This window comes from Pantoea sp. RIT413 (assembly GCF_003057675.2).
GTDB lineage: Bacteria > Pseudomonadota > Gammaproteobacteria > Enterobacterales > Enterobacteriaceae > Pantoea > Pantoea eucrina.
Map to the genome: position 1 here is coordinate 60,939 of NZ_QBJB02000001.1, position 17,925 is coordinate 78,863.

At 56.0% G+C, this 17,925-nt stretch carries 16 protein-coding genes; 8 read left to right on the forward strand and 8 right to left on the reverse strand.

Features of this window, described 5'->3' with window-relative positions; translation table 11 throughout:
• Positions 1 to 4: 4 nt before the first annotated feature.
• Positions 5 to 790, reverse strand: coding sequence for a zinc ABC transporter permease subunit ZnuB (gene znuB / locus DBY66_RS00330; RefSeq protein ID WP_039384882.1), 786 nt, complete (start codon positions 788 to 790; stop codon positions 5 to 7).
• Positions 787 to 1,542 (reverse strand): zinc ABC transporter ATP-binding protein ZnuC, encoded by a 756-nt coding sequence (gene znuC / locus DBY66_RS00335; protein WP_039385977.1) that lies wholly within the window; start codon positions 1,540 to 1,542, stop codon positions 787 to 789. The genes znuB and znuC overlap by 4 nt, the downstream gene beginning before the upstream one ends.
• A 77-nt stretch (positions 1,543 to 1,619) precedes the next feature.
• On the opposite strand from znuC, the gene znuA reads away from it, so the two are divergent.
• From znuA to lpxM, 3 genes are all read left to right on the forward strand, one after another.
• Complete coding sequence (gene znuA, locus DBY66_RS00340; RefSeq protein WP_108569392.1) at positions 1,620 to 2,579, forward strand: zinc ABC transporter substrate-binding protein ZnuA; 960 nt, start codon at positions 1,620 to 1,622, stop codon at positions 2,577 to 2,579.
• A 14-nt stretch (positions 2,580 to 2,593) separates the two neighbouring features.
• Entirely contained in the window at positions 2,594 to 3,919 is a 1,326-nt protein-coding gene (mepM, locus tag DBY66_RS00345) for a murein DD-endopeptidase MepM (RefSeq protein WP_071668885.1), read from the forward strand.
• A gap of 125 nt (positions 3,920 to 4,044) precedes the next feature.
• Complete coding sequence (gene lpxM, locus DBY66_RS00350; protein WP_108569391.1) at positions 4,045 to 5,019, forward strand: lauroyl-Kdo(2)-lipid IV(A) myristoyltransferase; 975 nt, start codon at positions 4,045 to 4,047, stop codon at positions 5,017 to 5,019.
• A 45-nt stretch (positions 5,020 to 5,064) separates the two neighbouring features.
• Here the strand turns inward: lpxM and DBY66_RS00355 are convergent, their stop codons facing one another.
• Positions 5,065 to 6,300 (reverse strand): MFS transporter, encoded by a 1,236-nt coding sequence (locus DBY66_RS00355; protein WP_104085099.1) that lies wholly within the window; start codon positions 6,298 to 6,300, stop codon positions 5,065 to 5,067.
• Between the two features lie 90 nt (positions 6,301 to 6,390).
• Positions 6,391 to 7,866 (reverse strand): pyruvate kinase, encoded by a 1,476-nt coding sequence (gene pyk, locus DBY66_RS00360; protein WP_108569390.1) that lies wholly within the window; start codon positions 7,864 to 7,866, stop codon positions 6,391 to 6,393.
• A 617-nt stretch (positions 7,867 to 8,483) separates the two neighbouring features.
• Between pyk and zwf the strand changes: the two genes are divergently transcribed.
• Together zwf and DBY66_RS00370 are read left to right on the forward strand one after the other, a co-directional pair.
• The gene (zwf, locus tag DBY66_RS00365; RefSeq protein WP_071668883.1) at positions 8,484 to 9,962 is read left to right on the forward strand and encodes a glucose-6-phosphate dehydrogenase; all 1,479 of its coding nucleotides are present in this window, start codon (positions 8,484 to 8,486) and stop codon (positions 9,960 to 9,962) included.
• A 215-nt stretch (positions 9,963 to 10,177) separates the two neighbouring features.
• A complete protein-coding gene (locus tag DBY66_RS00370) occupies positions 10,178 to 10,816 on the forward strand; it encodes a bifunctional 4-hydroxy-2-oxoglutarate aldolase/2-dehydro-3-deoxy-phosphogluconate aldolase (protein ID WP_094111070.1) in 639 nt (212 codons plus the stop codon).
• Positions 10,817 to 10,867: 51 nt separating this feature from the next.
• Here DBY66_RS00370 and purT read toward each other — a convergent pair whose 3' ends face one another.
• Positions 10,868 to 12,046 carry a formate-dependent phosphoribosylglycinamide formyltransferase gene (gene purT, locus DBY66_RS00375; RefSeq protein WP_071668882.1) on the reverse strand — a complete coding sequence of 393 codons (1,179 nt, stop codon included), beginning with the start codon at positions 12,044 to 12,046 and terminating at the stop codon, positions 10,868 to 10,870.
• 163 nt (positions 12,047 to 12,209) lie between these two features.
• Between purT and DBY66_RS00380 the strand changes: the two genes are divergently transcribed.
• Complete coding sequence (locus tag DBY66_RS00380) at positions 12,210 to 12,845, forward strand: DUF533 domain-containing protein (RefSeq protein WP_108569389.1); 636 nt, start codon at positions 12,210 to 12,212, stop codon at positions 12,843 to 12,845.
• 95 nt (positions 12,846 to 12,940) lie between these two features.
• Positions 12,941 to 15,004, forward strand: a complete 2,064-nt coding sequence (locus DBY66_RS00385; protein WP_108569388.1) for a prolyl oligopeptidase family serine peptidase — start codon at positions 12,941 to 12,943, stop codon at positions 15,002 to 15,004.
• Here DBY66_RS00385 and exoX read toward each other — a convergent pair.
• The gene (gene exoX / locus DBY66_RS00390; RefSeq protein WP_071668880.1) at positions 14,998 to 15,666 is read right to left on the reverse strand and encodes an exodeoxyribonuclease X; all 669 of its coding nucleotides are present in this window, start codon (positions 15,664 to 15,666) and stop codon (positions 14,998 to 15,000) included. The two genes, DBY66_RS00385 and exoX, sit on opposite strands and share 7 nt — an antisense overlap.
• 3 nt (positions 15,667 to 15,669) lie before the next feature.
• On the reverse strand, positions 15,670 to 15,900 hold the full coding sequence (locus DBY66_RS00395; protein WP_039385974.1) for a DNA polymerase III subunit theta: 231 nt from the start codon (positions 15,898 to 15,900) through the stop codon (positions 15,670 to 15,672).
• 191 nt (positions 15,901 to 16,091) lie between these two features.
• On the opposite strand from DBY66_RS00395, the gene DBY66_RS00400 reads away from it, so the two are divergent.
• Complete coding sequence (locus DBY66_RS00400; RefSeq protein WP_233499556.1) at positions 16,092 to 16,439, forward strand: YebY family protein; 348 nt, start codon at positions 16,092 to 16,094, stop codon at positions 16,437 to 16,439.
• 374 nt (positions 16,440 to 16,813) lie between these two features.
• Here the strand turns inward: DBY66_RS00400 and DBY66_RS00405 are convergent, their stop codons facing one another.
• Positions 16,814 to 17,569, reverse strand: coding sequence for a glycosyltransferase family 25 protein (locus DBY66_RS00405; RefSeq protein ID WP_108569386.1), 756 nt, complete (start codon positions 17,567 to 17,569; stop codon positions 16,814 to 16,816).
• Positions 17,570 to 17,925: the final 356 nt, after the last annotated feature.

A 17,925-nucleotide genomic window follows, 5' to 3' on the forward strand; every position in this document is an offset into this window, starting at 1 on the left:
TAACTCAGACAGCCGGTTTTTTTATCATGCTGAGTATAAACAGCACGGCGGCGCAGAGCACCACAGAAGGTCCGGCAGGGGTATCATAGGTGGCGGAGAACGTCAGGCCACCGGTCACGGCGATCAGTCCGGCGAGCGTTGCACAGCCCGCCATCTGTTCCGGAGAGCGCGAAAAGCGGCGCGCCGTTGCGGCAGGGATAATCAGCAGTGAGGTAATAATCAGCGCGCCGACAAACTTCATTGCGACGCCAATCGTCAGGGCGGTCACCAGCATCAGCATCAGCCGGGTACGCTGAATATTCACGCCGTCAACCTGCGCCAGCTCCGGACTGATGGTCATAGAGAGCAGGGCGCGCCACTGCCACGCCATTACCACCAGTACAATGGCAACGCCGCCGCCCATGAGCCAGAGATCGTCTGGCGTAATCGCCAGCAGGTCACCAAACAGGTAGGCCATAAGATCAACGCGGACTCCCTGCATCAGGCTGACCACCACCAGACCAAGTGAAAGCGCGCTGTGCGCCATAATCCCTAACAGCGTATCAATGGCCAGATGCGGGCGACGTTCCAGCCATACCAGGCCGAGCGCCAGACAGATTGTCACCAGGATAACCGCGTAGTAAGGGTTAACGTTCAGCAGCAGGCCAAAAGCCACGCCCAGCAGCGAGGCGTGCGCCAGGGTATCGCCAAAGTAGGACATGCGGCGCCAGACCACAAATGAGCCGAGCGGTCCGGCCGCCAGCGCCAGCAGCGCGCCGCCGAGCCAGCCGGGAAGTAATAATTCAATCATGACGGGCTGTTTCCTTTGCGTAAAACGATACGTCCCTGTAGGTCGTGACGATGGTTATGCTGATGCCGGTAAATGGCCAGCTGCTGTGCGCCGCGCGGACCAAACATGGCGATAAACTCAGGATGCTGCGACACCGCTTCCGGCGTACCGGAACAGCAAATATGGTGGTTAAGGCACAGCACTTCGTCGGTTTTCGCCATCACCAGATGCAGATCGTGTGAGACCATCAGCACGCCGCAGTTAAGTTCGCGTCGCAGCTGATCGATTAAATCGTAAAGCGCCACCTGACCGTTTACATCAACGCCCTGGGTCGGTTCATCCAGCACCAGCAGCTGCGGCTGGTTCAGCAGGGCGCGCGCCAGCAATACGCGCTGCGTTTCACCACCGGAGAGTTTCTGCAGCGGCGCCTGCAGCAGATGCCCGGCCTGTACGCGCTTCAGCGCCGGCAGGATATCGGCACGCCTGCTGCCGCCTGTCAGACGCATAAAGCGTTCTACGGTAACCGGCAGCGTGGGATCGATATGCAATTTTTGCGGCACGTAGCCAATACGCAGACCCGGCGCGCGCTGTACGCTGCCGCGGTCCGGCGTCAGCAGACCTAAAACCGTTCGCACCAGCGTTGACTTGCCGGCGCCGTTAGGGCCCAGCAGGGTCAGAATTTTACCAGGCTGAAGCGTCAGCGAGATACCTGCCAGCACACGGCGCTGGGCAAAGGTCACTGAAATATCGTCAAGTGTAACAAGTGAAGACATATAATTTACGGGTTGCATTGAAATTAGAATGTTATAATATCACATTCCATCACCCAGTCACGATGGAATGACGCATTATGTTACACAATAAGCAGCGCCTGTTTTTTAACCTTTCTGCCACTGCCATTTTAGCCGCGCTTGCGCTTCCGGCCCACTCAGCGGTCGTCACGTCAATCAAACCGTTAGGATTTATCGCAGCTGCGATTTCAGAAGGCATTACGCCGGTTGAAGTATTGCTGCCGGATGGCGCCTCGGAACATGATTACGCACTCCGTCCTTCTGATGTAAAACGCATTAAAAACGCGGACTTAGTCATCTGGGTCGGGCCTGAAATGGAGGCTTTCCTGACCAAACCTGCCGCCGCTCTGCCCGCCAGCAGGAACCTGGAAATCGCCGCGCTGCCGGCGGTGAAATCTCAGCTGATTCGGGGCGGAGAAGATGAGGATGAGCACGAAGAAGGGCACGCCTCAGATAAGTCCGAAGATCAGGACTCCTCTCATACTCACCATCATCATGGTGAATATAACATGCATCTGTGGATGTCACCGAAGATTGCACAAGAATCCGCTGTTGCAATCCACGGAAAATTATTGGAACTTATGCCCGAAAGCAAAGCCAAACTTGACGCCAATCTGCAGCAGTTTGAAGCAGCACTGGCCGAGACGGACAAACACATTGGCGCGCAGCTTGCGCCGGTGCGGAACAAGGGTTATTTCGTTTTTCACGACGCGTATAGCTATTTTGAGAAACACTACGGTTTGTCCCCCGCGGGGCATTTTACCGTCAATCCTGAAATCCAGCCTGGCGCTCAGCGTTTACATCAAATACGAACACAGTTGGTTGAGCAAAAAGCCGTATGCGTTTTTGCTGAGCCACAATTCAGGCCGGCGGTCATCGATGCCGTGTCACGTGGCACCAGCGTACGCAAAGGCACGCTGGATCCATTAGGCATGGGGATCAGCTTAACCAAAGACAGTTATGTGAAATTCCTCTCACAGCTGTCGAGCCAGTATGCGAGCTGCCTGAATGGAGCATAGAGGAAAAGATAAAAGTGCAGCAGATAGCCCGCTCTGTCGCCCTCGCATTTAATAATTTGCCGCGCCCCCACCGCGTTATGCTGGGGTCATTAACCGTTGTCACACTGGCCGTCGCTGTCTGGCGGCCGTATGTCTATCATCCCCATGACGTTGCGCCGATTGTCAAAGAGATTGCGCTGGATAAAAACGCATTGCGCACTCTGCTGCCGGAAGCCAGCGAGCCTATCGATCAAACCACGGCCGAACCTGAAGAGGATTTGCCGGCGGACGATATCGACAAAGATGTGCCTGACAATCCCGATCAGCATGACTACACCATTTCATCTGGCGATACATTAAGCAGCGCGCTGAATCAGTATGGCATCGATCTCAGCGACATCAATGCGCTGGTCGCCAGTGATAAAGCGCTGCGCAATCTGCAGGTGGGCCAGCAGCTGAGCTGGACGCTGGATGCAGAAGGGCAGCTGCAGGCGTTTAGCTGGGAAATCAACCGCCGTGAAACCCGTACCTATGCGCGTCAGCCAAATGGCAGCTTCAGCATGCAGCAGGAGATGCAAAAAGGCGAATGGCAAAACAGCGTGCTGAAAGGGGAAGTGCGCGGCAGCTTTGCTGCCAGTGCGCAGCGTGCCGGTCTGAGCAGCGCTGAAACCAGCAACGTCATTAAAGCGATGCAGTGGCAGATGGATTTTCGCAAACTGCGTTCGGGCGATGAGTTCAGCGTGCTGATGTCGCGCGAGATGCTGGATGGCAAAAGTGCCCAGAGCCAGCTGCTGGGCGTGCGCGTGCGCAGCGGCGGCAAAGATTACTACGCTTTCCGCGCGGAAGATGGCAAGTTCTACGATCGCAGCGGTTCGGGTCTGGCGCGGGGCTTTATGCGCTTTCCAACGGTTAAGCAGTATCGCGTCTCTTCAAACTTTAACCCGCGCCGCCTCAACCCGGTAACCGGGCGCATCTCACCGCATAAAGGCGTCGACTTTGCGCTGCCGGTGGGGACGCCGGTGCTGGCCGTCGGCGATGGCGAAGTGGTGGTGGCTAAAAACGGCGGGGCTGCGGGCAACTACGTGGCGATTCGTCACGGCCGTCAGTATATGACCCGCTATATGCACCTGAGCCGTGCGCTGGTAAAGCCGGGGCAGAAAGTTAAACGCGGCGATCGCATCGCGCTCTCGGGTAATACCGGGCGCTCAACCGGTCCTCACCTGCATTACGAGGTGTGGATTAATAATCAGGCTGTTAACCCGCTGACGGCGAAAATGCCGCGTATGGAAGGGCTGACCGGGAAAGATCGCAGTACCTACCTTGCACAGGTTAAAACCTGGCTGCCGCAGCTGGCGCTGTAAAAGTCCGGCGGCGAATAAACGTTAAACCGACGATTAATTCGTCGGTTTTTTGCTTTCAGGCGCGTGAAGATTGCAAAAATAGCTGCCGTCACTATTATTGAGCCGTCATTGTCAGAGGCGAGTGCATGGAAACCCGAAAAAAAAATAACAGCGAGTTTATTCCCGTTTTTCAACGTTCTTTTTTAAAACCTAAATACTGGGGAAGCTGGCTGGCGGTTGGTGCGCTGGCGGGCATGGCAATGCTGCCGCCACGCCTGCGCGATCCTTTACTGGGTAGCTTAGGCACCTTTGCCGGTAAGCTGGCAAAAAGTGCGCGGCGTCGTGCGCTGATCAATCTCTATTACTGCTTGCCGGAACTGAGTGAAGCGCAGCGCGAAGAGATTGCTGACCGCATGTTTGCTACCGCGCCGCAGGCGATGGCGATGATGGCAGAACTCGGCATGCGCAACCCGGAGCGGGTGCGCCAGCGGGTAGAGTGGCACGGCCGTGAAATTATTACTGACTTACAGAATAACAATGAGAATGTGATCTTCCTGGTGCCGCACGGCTGGGGCGTGGATATCCCCGCCATGCTGCTGGCGTCGGAAGGGCAGAAGATGGCAGCGATGTTTCACAATCAGAGCGATCCGCTAATGGATTATCTGTGGAACACCGTACGCCGCCGGTTTGGTGGCCGTATGCATGCGCGCAACGACGGGATTAAGCCCTTTATCGCCTCAGTGCGTCAGGGCTACTACGGCTACTATCTGCCGGATCAGGATCACGGTGCTGAGCACAGCGAGTTTGTCGATTTCTTTGCAACCTACAAGGCTACGCTGCCGGCAGTGGGACGACTGATGAAAGTCTGCCGGGCGCGGGTAGTGCCGCTGTTTCCGGTATACAACAGTAAAACGCACCGCCTGGAGATCTACGTGCGGCCGCCGATGGACGATCTGGTGGATGCGGATGACACCAGGCTGGCACGCCGTATGAATGAAGAAGTGGAGATTTTTGTGCGGCCGCATCCGGAGCAATACACCTGGATCCTGAAGCTGCTGAAAACGCGTAAAGAGGGGGATATCGAGCCTTACCGGCGTAAAGATCTCTATCCGCGTAAGTGATTCTGTATGCTGCCGCTACCCGCAGTGCGTAGCGGCAGCGCACGGTTATACGACCTCTTCGACCCTGCTCAGTCGTCTGCGCTCACGCAGAAACAGCGTAACCAGCACAAACCACAGCAGACCCGCAGCAAAATTCAGCGTACTGAACCACGGCGTCCCCCCGTGAAAATAGCCCGCTTTAGCCAGCTCAATGCCCGCTGCCAGCGTCAGGATGCTGATCATTCCCAGCATAGCGGCAATACTGCCTTTGCCTTCACTGCTGGCGTAAAGCGTCAGGCGATAGAGACCGGCATTCACCATGCCAGCCCCGAACGCGTAGAGACTGAGTCCGGCGGTTAACAGCAGGTAAGTATGACTGTTCATCAGGTTGGCAATCAGCGCAATGCCGAGTCCGATTAAGATGGGCCAGGCGGCCAGTTTTACCGGCTGTTCAATCGGTACGCGGCCTGCCAGTTTGCCCAGCGTCAGATTGCCGGCAATCATAGCCAGAAACACCGGCAGCTGGAGCAGGGCATAATGCATGCGCGACAGGCCCTCATCGTGCATGAGGATCACCGGAGACAGCGCCACCCACGTCAGAATGGGAATAAACACCAGGCCGATAGCAAAGGAACCGTACATCACCTGTTTGTCACGTGCCAGCCGGCCATAGCCGCGCGCCAGCACCGGCAGCGCTACGGAGCGACTGCGATCGCCTGCCGTTTCCGGCATGATGCGCCACAGTAAAATAAACGCTATCACGCTGCAGATCGCAAACAGCCAGAACATACTGCGCCAGCTGCCTGCGGTAAGCCATGCCGCCCCGGCCAGCGGACCAGCCAGCGGCGCCAGCAGCGCCACATTCGCCATCAGAGCCATTACCCGCACCGCGAGCGCCTCTTCAAACGCTTCCTGCACCGCCGCATAGCTGACGGCGCCAATAAAGCAGAGGCTGATGCCCTGAACAAAGCGCAGCGTGACAAACTGCTCAATTGTGCTGACCCAGGTGGTAAGGATGCAGGCCAGCACAAAAAACAGGATGCCGGAAAGCAATACCGGACGCCGGCCATACTTATCCGATAGCGGGCCCAGCAGCCACTGCAGCACCACGCCGCCCATCAGATAGGCAGTCAGAGAGGTGGAGACCCACTGCGGGCCGACGGCAAACTCCTGCGTGACCAGCAGCATGCCGGGCTGGATCATGTCATGAGCGATATAAGTAGCGAACTCAAACAGGACCAGCGCCAGTGGAAACAGCAGCGTACGTCCGGTTAAGCGGACAATAGGTTGGTAGCGGGCCATCAAGCCTCCCTGAAAATGCAAAATAAAACGCGACCGCCAGAGCAGTCGCGTTTGTCCATTTTTACAGCCGCTACGCGTAACGCGTTGGCGTTAGTCGACGCGCAGCACGCGGCTGGTGTTGGTGGTACCGGTTGCGCCCATCACATCGCCCTGGGTGACAATCACCAGGTCGCCGGAGACGAGGAAACCTTTATCGCGCAGCAGATTTACCGCGTCGTGGGCGGCAGCCACACCGTCGTTGTTGCTGTCAAAATAGACCGGCGTCACGCCGCGATAGAGAGCGGTCAGGTTCAGCGTACGCTCATGGCGCGACATCGCAAAAATCGGCAAACCTGACGTGATACGTGACGTCATTAGCGCGGTACGGCCTGATTCGGTCATGGTAATAATGGCAGAAACACCCTGCAGATGGTTTGCCGCATACATAGCTGACATCGCGATCGCTTCTTCGACGTTATCAAACTGTACGTCCAGGCGATGTTTGGAGACGTTTACGCTTGGGATCTTTTCAGCGCCGAGGCAGACTTTCGCCATCGCAGAAACGGTTTCCGCCGGATATTGCCCGGCTGCGGTTTCCGCTGACAGCATCACGGCGTCAGTACCATCCAGTACGGCGTTGGCCACATCCATCACTTCCGCACGGGTTGGCATGGGATTGGTGATCATCGATTCCATCATCTGCGTGGCGGTAATGATGGTGCGGTTCAGCTGACGGGCGCGACGGATCAGCGCTTTCTGAATACCAACCAGTTCCGGATCGCCGATTTCAACGCCCAGATCGCCGCGCGCCACCATGACAACGTCAGACGCGAGGATAATATCATCCATTGCTTCCTGTGTCGCAACCGCTTCTGCGCGCTCCACTTTGGCCACCAGCTTTGCATCACAGCCGGCGTCGCGAGCCAGACGACGGGCGTAGTTCATATCTTCGCCATTGCGCGGGAATGACACCGCCAGATAATCAACGCCGATTTTTGCCGCCGTGACGATATCCAGCTTATCTTTTTCAGTCAGCGCTTCGGCAGAGAGGCCGCCGCCCAGCTTGTTGATACCTTTGTTATTAGAGAGCGGACCACCGACGGTAACTTCAGTGAAGACTTTCACATCCTGCACCTCCAGCACCTTCAGCTGTACGCGGCCATCATCGAGCAGCAGAATATCGCCCGGCACGACATCTTCCGGCAATCCTTTGTAATCGATGCCGACTTTTTCTTTGTCGCCTTCACCTTTGCTCAGGTTCGCATCAAGCAGAAAACGATCGCCGACGCTGAGAAATACTTTCCCTTCTTTAAACGTAGAGACGCGGATTTTTGGCCCCTGCAGGTCGCCGAGAATCGCCACGTGACGCCCCAGCTTGGCGGCTATCTGACGTACGCGATCGGCGCGCTGCTGGTGATCTTCGGGCGTGCCGTGGGAGAAATTAAGGCGTACTACGTTAGCGCCTGCCGCGATGATTTTTTCAAGGTTATTGTCGCGGTCGGTTGCCGGGCCGAGGGTAGTAACAATCTTGGTTCTTCTGAGACGACGTGACGGGGATTTTGGGATGAAAGCTGTAGGGCTGGTCATTCGGTGATCCTTTTATTCTATCTGATTGATTGGCATTAAATTTACAATGCGCGTGTCTCTGTTTGGCTATTGATACTGCTTCCAGGGTGTTGACGCAAAAGGGCTTGAAGTATTAACGCCAGGTAAACGCTTACACCTAAGGTACACCAAATGTCTGACCCTGTTAAGATGGGTCTGCTTTGTCAAAGTGCGGAGCGATCTATCACGCTAAAACGCGGCACAGGATAACCCCGGTTTTGCTTGCGCATTTTTAGCATCGGTATAACACGGCTGCATAGCAGAGCTAAAATGCGCCCGAACGGCACCGCACAGACATGAAAGCGCTTACATCACCATGATTTAGTAAAAATTTGCTCTGTGAAGCACGCCTTCGCGCAGCGGCAGATAAATGCGAAGCTGAATTCTTTGTCATACTTCTGCAGGCCCCGTCTGTAATGACTGACGTAAACCCTGGTCAGGGACGCCGGCCTGTTGGTTACGCGACGTCGCGATGAACAGCGGGACGCTCGCTTGTCCTGGCGCGGCGAAAAAAGTACATTGTGCCGTAAGAACATGACAATAAAGGTCCGGGATGGTGAGGATGCACATCCGGGAGATCCTGCAACGAGGAGAGGAAAATGGCGGTAACACAAACAGCCCAGGCATGCGATCTGGTGATTTTCGGTGCCAAAGGCGATCTTGCACGCCGTAAACTGTTGCCTTCGCTGTATCAGCTGGAGAAAGCTGGTCAGATCCACGAAACCACCCGTATTATCGGAGTAGGACGTGCGGAGTGGGATAAAGCGGCTTATACCAAAGTGGTACGCGAGGCGCTGGAAACCTTCATGAAAGAGAAGATTGATGAAGCGCTGTGGGATAAGCTCAGCGGCCGTCTCGACTTCTGTAACCTCGATGTGAACGATACAACGCATTTCACCAAACTGGGTAAAATGCTCGATCAAAAAGAGCGCGTAACCATTAACTACTTTGCTATGCCACCGAGCACGTTCGGTGCCATTTGTGAAGGGCTTGGCGCAGCGAAGCTGAACGCAAAACCTGCCCGCGTGGTAATGGAAAAGCCGCTGGGTACCTCGCTGGAAACCTCGCGTGAAATCAACGACAGCGTGGGTAAATTCTTTGACGAGAGCCAGGTGTTCCGTATTGACCACTATCTGGGCAAAGAGACGGTGCTGAATCTGCTGGCGCTGCGCTTTGCTAACTCAATCTTTGTGAATAACTGGGACAACCGCACCATCGACCACGTGCAGATCACCGTGGCAGAGGAGGTGGGGATTGAAGGCCGCTGGGGTTATTTTGATAAAGCGGGCCAGATGCGCGACATGATTCAGAACCACCTGCTGCAGGTACTGACCATGATTGCTATGTCACCGCCCTCCGATCTCAGTGCAGATGCAATCCGCGATGAGAAAGTAAAAGTACTGCGTTCACTGCGCCGGATCGATCAAACCAACGTGCGTGAAAAAACCGTACGCGGTCAGTACACGGCAGGATTTGTACAGGGTAAAAAAGTACCGGGCTATCTGGAAGAGGAGGGCGCTAACAAGCAGAGCGCAACCGAGACTTTCGTGGCTATTCGCGTTGATATTGATAACTGGCGCTGGGCGGGTGTACCTTTCTACCTGCGCACCGGCAAACGTCTGCCTTCCAAATGCTCTGAGGTCGTCGTCTATTTCAAGAACCCGGAGATGAACCTGTTCAAAGACTCCTATTCTGAACTGCCGCAGAACAAACTCACTATTCGTCTGCAGCCGGATGAAGGTGTGGATATCGAGATCCTTAACAAAGTACCAGGGCTGGATCACAAGCATAAGCTGCAGACCACTAAGCTGGATCTGAGCTATTCAGAAACCTTTAATCAGTCACATCTGGCGGATGCCTATGAGCGTCTGCTGCTGGAATCGATGCGCGGCATTCAGGCGCTGTTTGTCCGTCGCGATGAGGTAGAAGCGGCATGGGGCTGGGTGGATTCGATTATCGAGGCCTGGAATGCGGATGGCGATGCCTCTAAACCGTATCAGGCAGGCACCTGGGGCCCGGTGGCTTCCGTTGCGATGATCACCCGCGACGGCCGTTCATGGAACGAATTTAGCGAGTAATCGCCCGTCGTACGGATGCGCTATTCAGACTCAACCAATACCTCTGCCATGCAGGGGTATTTTTTTGCGCAGCGCGTGCCAACGCCCATAGCAGAGAGAGTCCACAGCAGCATCACCACGTGGTGTTGCATAGACGCAAAGCCGTTTTATCTTGTATGGTAAAGCGCTAATGATGAGAACGCAGCCGTCGGGGCTGCGGTGACCAGGGAAACCTCATGAAGAACTGGAAGATAAGTGCAGAGCAGGTGCTGAGCACCGGGCCGGTCGTGCCGGTTATTGTAGTAAAGCAGCCTGAGCACGCTGTGCCGATGGCAAAAGCGCTGGTCGCAGGCGGTATCCGGGTGCTGGAGGTGACGCTGCGTACGCCGGTTGCGATGGATGCGCTGCGCGCCATTATTCGTGAGGTGCCGGAAGCGATTGTGGGCGCCGGTACGGTTATCAACACGCAACAGCTGAAAGAGGTCACGGATGCAGGCGCGCAGTTTGTGATAAGCCCGGGACTGACCGAATCGCTGCTGCGGGCCGCAACAGAGGGGCCGGTACCGCTGATCCCGGGGATAAGCACCGTATCAGAGCTGATGATGGGTATGGATCATGGCCTGCGCGAATTCAAGTTCTTCCCGGCTGAAGCCAGCGGCGGCGTAAAGGCGCTTTCCGCGCTTGCCGGACCTTTTCCGCAGGTACGGTTTTGCCCGACCGGCGGCATTTCACCGGCAAACTATCGTGACTATCTGGCGCTGAAAAGCGTGCTGTGTATCGGCGGCTCGTGGCTGGTACCGGATGAGGCGCTGCAGCAGGGCGACTGGGAGCGGATCACGCAGCTGGCGCGTGAGGCGATAGCGGGCGCGCGGTAGCCCGGGAAGCAGATATCTGGCAGCAGGCGCGTTGACCTGCTGCCAGCGCTGTCAGCCTTCGGCAGTTATCGCGGCCGCGCTGGCGACGGCGCGCGCCACCGCTTCTTCCGTGTTCTCTCCGGTTGCCAGCGCCACGCCCAGGCGCCGCTGTCCGCTGATCTCCGGTTTACCAAACAGACGCAGCTGCAGACCCGCGCCCAGCGCGGCATCAACGTGCGCAAAGCGCACATCCTGACTCTCCAGCTGCGGCAGGATCACGGCTGACGCCGCCGGTCCATACTGGCGAATACTGCCGATCGGCAGCCCGAGAAACGCCCGCACGTGCAGAGCGAACTCAGAGAGATCCTGAGAAATCAGCGTCACCATGCCGGTATCATGCGGGCGGGGCGACACTTCGCTGAACACCACCTCATCACCACAAACGAACAGCTCAACGCCAAACAGGCCATATCCACCCAGCGCGTTTACCACGCTGGCCGCAATCTCCTGCGCCCGTGCGAGGGCAGCGGCGCTCATCTGCTGCGGCTGCCAGGATTCGCGGTAATCTCCCTCCTCCTGGCGATGGCCGATCGGGGCGCAGAAGTGGATGCCGTCAACGGCGCTGACCGTCAGCAGCGTAATTTCGAAATCGAATCTGACCACGCCTTCAACAATCACCCGGCCCGCACCGGCACGGCCACCCTGCTGGGCATAATCCCACGCCTGCTGCAGCGCGTCCGCGCTGCGAATAAAGCTCTGACCTTTGCCGGATGAACTCATCACCGGCTTCACGATGCAGGGAAACCCTATCGCTTCCGCTGCGGTAAAAAAGTGCGCCTGGCTGTCGGCAAACTGATAGCGTGAGGTGGGCAGGTTCAGTTCTTCGGCGGCCAGACGACGGATCCCCTCCCGGTTCATGGTCAGGCGTGCAGCGCGAGCAGTCGGCACCACTTTCTGCCCCCGGGCTTCAAGCTCAACCAGCGTATCGGTGGCAATCGCCTCAATTTCCGGCACCACAAAGTGCGGCTGTTCACGGGCGATCAGTGCAGCCAGCGCCTCGCCATCCAGCATATTGATTACGTGGCTGCGATGCGCAACCTGCATCGCCGGCGCATCGGCATAGCGATCAACAGCGATCACTTCCACACCTAAACGCTGGCACTCCAGCGCGACCTCTTTACCCAGCTCGCCTGAGCCCAGCAGCATAACGCGCGTGGCACCGGGTCGCAGTGCCGTTCCGAGAGTTGTCATACCTGTCACCTTAGCAGTCAAAAAAGCGCCGGCAGTATATACGAAAACGTTTGCGCGCTCACGTTTTACGCCGGTAAAGATTTTCCGTACTTTGCCCGCTCTGACATTTTCTGACGCAGGTTGCGCCAGGATAAAGCGGGCTAACTTAAACGGGAGTTAAACAATGAATCAGTGGCTGCAGCAGCTTCAGACGGTTCTGGCAAAGAAAAAGGGCGGGACTTCCGGGTTGGGTGACCTCCTGGGGCCCGGGGCACTGGGTGGACTGGCAGGCGTGCTGGCGGGCAGCAAATCGTCACGTAAACTGCTGACAAAATTTGGCGGCAAGGCGCTGCTGCTGGGCGGCGGTGCGGCAGCCGGTGCGCTGTTATGGAATAAATATAAAGATCGTATCCGCACAGCGTATTCGTCCGCATCCGGCACTGACGGGCAGCAAACGCCGCCTGACCAGCGCGCAGAACGGCTGATCGCTGCGCTGGTATTTGCTGCCAAAAGTGATGGTCATATCGATGAGGCTGAACAGGCTGCAATTGAGAAACAGATTCAGCAGGCGGGCTATGGCGCGCAGGCGGAAAGCCTGATTAAGCAGGCGATGGCGCGTCCGCTCGATCCGCAGTGGCTGGCGGCTGGAGTAAAAAATGAAGAGGAGGCGCTGGAGCTCTACGTGCTCAGCTGTGCAGCTGTCGATATCGACCACTTTATGGAGCGCAGTTATCTCACCGCGCTGGGCGATGCGCTGAATATTCCGGAGGATGTTCGTGACGGGATCCAGCGAGACATCGCCGCAGAATCTGCTGGCTGAGAGGTCGGAAACAGCTGCGCCTGCGGCAGTTCTGGCATTCCCGCCTGATTGGTGCCACGCTTGCATAAAACGATTTCTCCGGGAGAAACCGCGTTATGAAACAGCCGCAGGCAAAAAAAATTCCGCAAGTCATGACTTTGCATGGCGATACGCGCACCGATGATTATTTCTGGCTGCGCGATGACGATCGTGAAGACCCCAGCGTGCTCGCCTATCTGCAGGAGGAGAACCGCTACGGCAGGGCGATGATGGCGTCGCAGAATGCGCTGCAGGAGAAGGTGCTGAAAGAGATTGTCGATCGTATTCCGGGTCAGGACTATTCCGTGCCCTATACGAAAAACGGCTTTCGCTATCAGCGCCGCTATGAGGCTGGCAACGAATATGCAGCGTTTTATCGGCAGCCGGTTGAGGGCGGAGCGGACGCACCCTGGCAGCTGCTGCTTGACGGCAACCGGCGCGCTGCGCACAGCGACTTCTACACCATGGGAGCGCTGGATATCAGCCCGGACAATCAGGTTATGGCACTGGCGGAAGATTTTTTATCGCGCCGTCAGTATGGTATCCGCTTTCGTAACCTGCAGAGCGGCAGCTGGTATCCTGAAGTATTACATAACGCCTCATCCAGCGTAGCCTGGGCAAACGACTCGCGTACGCTTTACTATGTGCGCAAACATCCGAAAACGCTGCTGGCGTATCAGATATGGCGCCATGAGCTGGGCCATCCGCAGAGTGATGACCAGCTGGTATATGAAGAGAAGGATGAGAGCTTTCATCTTAGCGTGCATAAAACCACGTCAGAGCACTTTATTCTGATTGCGCTCTTCAGCACCACCACCAGCGAGATCCTGCTGCTGGACGCGGAGTATCCTGACGCGCAGCCGCAGGTATTCTGCCCGCGCCGGCGCGATCACGAATACAGCATCGACCACTATAACCACAATTTTTATATCCGCTCGAACCGCGACGGCAGGAACTTCGGTCTCTACCGCAGCGCCTGGCTGGCGGAGCAGCGCTGGGAGACGCTGATACCGGCGCGCGAGCACGTCGTTCTGGAGGATTTCCAGCTGTTTCGCAGCTGGCTGGTAGTAGAAGAGCGCCAGCGCGGCGTCAGTACTTTGCGGCAGATTAACCGCGCCAGCGGCGAGAGCTATGGTATCGCGTTTGACGATCCCGCCTATGTGACCTGGCTGGCGTTTAACCCCACGCCGGAGAGCGATACGCTGCGCTACGGCTACTCCTCGATGACCACGCCCGATACGCTGTTTGAACTGAATATGGAGACCGGGGAGCGGCGCATCCTCAAACAGACGCCGATACCAGGCTTTGATCCGGATGAGTACAGAAGTGAGCACCAGTGGATCAAAACGCGCGACGGTACCGAAGTGCCGGTATCGCTGGTTTATCATCGGAAATATTTTCAGCGCGGTAAAAATCCGCTGCTGGTCTATGGCTATGGCGCCTACGGCAGCACAATGGAGGCGAACTTTAGCGCCAGCCGCGTCAGCCTGCTGCAGCGCGGTTTTATCTATGCCATTGTGCACGTCCGCGGCGGGGGCGAGCTGGGCCAGCAGTGGTATGACAGCGGCCGTCTGATGCATAAGATGAACAGCTTCACCGATTTTATCGACGTGACGCAGGGACTGGTGGCCAAAGGCTATGGCGATCCGCAGCGTCTCTACGCCATGGGCGGTAGCGCGGGCGGGCTGCTGATGGGCGCGGTTGTCAATATGGCACCGACCCTGTTCCACGGCGTGGTAGCGCAGGTGCCGTTTGTGGATGTGGTGACAACCATGCTCGATCCCACTATCCCGTTAACCACCGGCGAGTATGATGAGTGGGGCAATCCGGAACAGCCCGACGCCTATCACTACATCAGCCGTTACAGCCCCTATGATAATGTGACCGCGCAGGCGTATCCGCATCTGCTGATCACCACGGGGTTGCACGATTCACAGGTGCAGTACTGGGAGCCCGCCAAGTGGGTGGCAAAGCTGCGCGAATATAAAACCAGTGACGCGCTGCTGCTGCTCTGTACCGACATGGATTCCGGCCACGGTGGTAAGTCGGGACGCTTCAAATCCTATGAGGGCGTTGCGCAGGAGTTTACGTTCCTGATTGCGCTGGCGCAGGGCAGCCTGCCGGATCGGGTGGATTACTGATCGTCTTTGACATATTTACGCAGCGCCTGCCGCAGCGGCGGGCGCAGATCGCGGACATTGTCCAGTACCCAGCGCAGATAACCCGGATCGCGGCGCGCAATAGCGCTGATACTCTGTCCGCGATATTTGCCAAACGGAAAGATATCGCCGGAGAGCGCAGCCGGTTCAGTCCGGCTTACCATCTCCGCCGGACTCCAGCCGGAGATCTCCATAATACGGATCAGCAGCGCGGCGGTAACGTAGCAGTCATAAAGCGCGCGGTGTGCATGCAGGTCTGCAGGCGGCGTCACCTCAAGTTTCAGGCTGTGCCGCAGCGCCTGATTACCATATTTAATGCCGGGCCACAGTTTGCGCGCCAGCGTCATGGTACAGATCCATTCACCCGGCATGGCGGGCAGCATGCGGCGGTCAAAGCTGGCGTTATGAGCCACATAGTGCGGGCTGCCGTGATAGCGGCTGATGATCGCTTCTATCGGAGGTTTATCCGCCACCATCGCTTCTGTGATGCGATGCACCATCATTGCCTGACGACTGATAGGGCGATCCGGGCAGACCAGATCGCTCATCGGATTGACAATCTGCCCGTCAATGACATCCACCGAGGCGATCTCTACCACGCCGCCCTGCAGGCCGCAGGTTTCTGTATCTATCACGCGTAACATAGGTTATTTCTGCTTAGGTTCGTAGGGCAGGCGGGAGAGGCTGAGCGAAGCCTGGCGATAGTGCATCAGGCGCTGACGGAACCAGTCGCGCAGCGCTTCCGGCTGCTCGCGTTCAACCATCTCCGCCACGACCGGCATATTGTAGCGCTCTTTGAACGCGACGCCTGCCGCCGCCAGCTCAACGTTGACCTTGTCTTTCTCTTCCTGCGACAGCTGTGCAAGATTATAACGCATGCTTTTCTCCTGATAATCAGCGGCAAAAATAATGGTTTCATGCAGCAGGATCAAGGGCAACCGGATCGCACTGCAGGTCTCGACACGCTGAATCGGGCGGCGTATCCTGCTGCCACATCAGCGGCAGCGCCGGAAAACCCGCCGGGTAATCTGTCTGCCTGCCGTGTCAGTGAAGATGAAATGAGGTCAATATTTTGCTGAAAAAAGTGATTCCTGCCTGCCTGCTGCTGGCGCTCTGCAGCCAGGCGCTGGCGGGCGAAATTATTACGGTCAGTCGTTTTGAAATCGGTAAGGCAAAGTGGCCCTTCACGCGTGAAGAGGTGATGCTGACCTGTGAAAAGGATGGCGCACTGTTTGCCATTAACCCCAGCACGCTACTGCAGTACCCGCTGAATGAAAAAGCGCTGGCGCGTGCCGATGCGGGGCAGGGCACGCTGCAGTCGATTAATACTATCCTGGCAGATGATAAGGCGCATCACGGCAGTAAAATGTCGCTACAGCCGATTATCGATCGCGCGCAGCAGCTGTGCGTTAAGTAAAAGCCGGCAGACGCCGCCGTCAAAAAGTGTTGCAGGCGTCTGGTAGTGCCAGCGCGATCACAGAGTTGGCAGCTTTCCGGCTCGCCTCAGGCTGCTTGCTGGACAATGTTCGCCGTTGGACTACCTTTAAAAGGCAAGGCACCTCGCCTTCAAAAATGCCAACTTTTAGCGCACGGCTCACTACGAGCCATTTCCCTGGACCCGATACAGGAATCGTATTGGGTCTTTTTTTAACTGGTTGTTATTGAAAGATAACTCAGGGGTTTCCCAGCATTTACCCGACATCTCACTCCGGACGGCACTCTCACCTATTCTGAATACGTAAGTCAAGGCGCTATCAGATAGCCAGTAAGCTACCTGACAGAACAGAAGCGTTATCCCTTTCCCTGATCCACTATTTTATAAAACAGTGGAACGATCGCTCGCCGGAAACGGTGTTTTAACCTGGCTTTTAACGGTCGTGATGACATAAGTTGATTCCAGATAACCTTTTTTTGCCGGGCAATCTCACTCATATCATTATTACCGTTTATTGTAGACTGGCTGGCTTCTTCAGAGAGTTGAACCGGATGCGGAATCACTGAAAAAACGCTTACAAAAGCGTGCTCTTCAAAAAGCGTCCACTTATCTGCAGTGATCCAAATAGGGTGCAGGTTTTTTAACAGAGATTGCGCGGCTTTGTGGTTAATTACGTAGGAGTGAGTGGTGGTGGCCTGCAGCGTTTTATGCAGAGTATGTTTATGGGTTAAATGAGAGACAGGCGATAATAAATAACTGTTTGCACGGCTAAAAAGGATCACTTCTGGTCTGTGGCTGGCGGGCTTTATTTTTTCCAGTACGTCCCTGGCTTCGCGAGTGAAAATAATGTCATCTTCCAGAATCATTGCCGCTTCAATATTGCTGTCGACGATTTTCTGGTAAATTTTTTGATGACTTAATGCACACCCAATCTCTCCGGGTAAAAACGCATAATTAATGGTTGCGCTTGCGGCAGCTCGTTCATCGGCTGTCATGAGCGTGCCATCGACCGCTTCGACAAATTCATAATCAAGATTAAGTGCATCAAGCTGGGATGCAATTTTATTCCGTCTTTCGACCGATCTTTTTAAGTTTACAATAAAAATTTTCATTATCTGCCGTGCGCGATGTGCGGTTCCTTTACATTCCTGACCTGAATAATGCAGATATTATCATATAAACAATCTTGCTGAGTATAAGGCCTCAGCTGGTAACTGGCTCCGTTCTGTAGTTTATAAACGGACAAAACAGGTTAAAAGTTTGCCTTATTGCTGAAACAGGCTACGCTTAAAGGGTGACAACTCAATGCGCCGTATCTAACGACGGACTGTTTGCTAATCAATGATGATCAACAGGCGCACCAATTCAGGGCTCTGCTTCGGCAGGGCCTTTCCTTTGCCCGCTGCTGCCCGCAAAGCGCGCGCAGCAGCGGGTAAAGCGCTCACTCCAGCAGATAAATACCTGCAAC

Excerpts from the sequence above, each read along its gene's own strand:
- DBY66_RS00405 (WP_108569386.1), bottom strand. The coding sequence starts at position 17,569 with ATGAAAATTTTTATTGTAAACTTAAAAAGATCGGTCGAAAGACGGAAT.
- DBY66_RS00395 (WP_039385974.1), bottom strand. The coding sequence starts at position 15,900 with ATGCGTTATAATCTTGCACAGCTGTCGCAGGAAGAGAAAGACAAGGTC.
- DBY66_RS00370 (WP_094111070.1), top strand. The coding sequence starts at position 10,178 with ATGAAGAACTGGAAGATAAGTGCAGAGCAGGTGCTGAGCACCGGGCCG.
- znuA (WP_108569392.1), top strand. The coding sequence starts at position 1,620 with ATGTTACACAATAAGCAGCGCCTGTTTTTTAACCTTTCTGCCACTGCC.
- DBY66_RS00385 (WP_108569388.1), top strand. The coding sequence starts at position 12,941 with ATGAAACAGCCGCAGGCAAAAAAAATTCCGCAAGTCATGACTTTGCAT.
- pyk (WP_108569390.1), bottom strand. The coding sequence starts at position 7,866 with ATGACCAGCCCTACAGCTTTCATCCCAAAATCCCCGTCACGTCGTCTC.
- DBY66_RS00355 (WP_104085099.1), bottom strand. The coding sequence starts at position 6,300 with ATGGCCCGCTACCAACCTATTGTCCGCTTAACCGGACGTACGCTGCTG.
- znuB (WP_039384882.1), bottom strand. The coding sequence starts at position 790 with ATGATTGAATTATTACTTCCCGGCTGGCTCGGCGGCGCGCTGCTGGCG.
- exoX (WP_071668880.1), bottom strand. The coding sequence starts at position 15,666 with ATGTTACGCGTGATAGATACAGAAACCTGCGGCCTGCAGGGCGGCGTG.
- znuC (WP_039385977.1), bottom strand. The coding sequence starts at position 1,542 with ATGTCTTCACTTGTTACACTTGACGATATTTCAGTGACCTTTGCCCAG.
- purT (WP_071668882.1), bottom strand. The coding sequence starts at position 12,046 with ATGACAACTCTCGGAACGGCACTGCGACCCGGTGCCACGCGCGTTATG.
- zwf (WP_071668883.1), top strand. The coding sequence starts at position 8,484 with ATGGCGGTAACACAAACAGCCCAGGCATGCGATCTGGTGATTTTCGGT.
- DBY66_RS00380 (WP_108569389.1), top strand. The coding sequence starts at position 12,210 with ATGAATCAGTGGCTGCAGCAGCTTCAGACGGTTCTGGCAAAGAAAAAG.
- lpxM (WP_108569391.1), top strand. The coding sequence starts at position 4,045 with ATGGAAACCCGAAAAAAAAATAACAGCGAGTTTATTCCCGTTTTTCAA.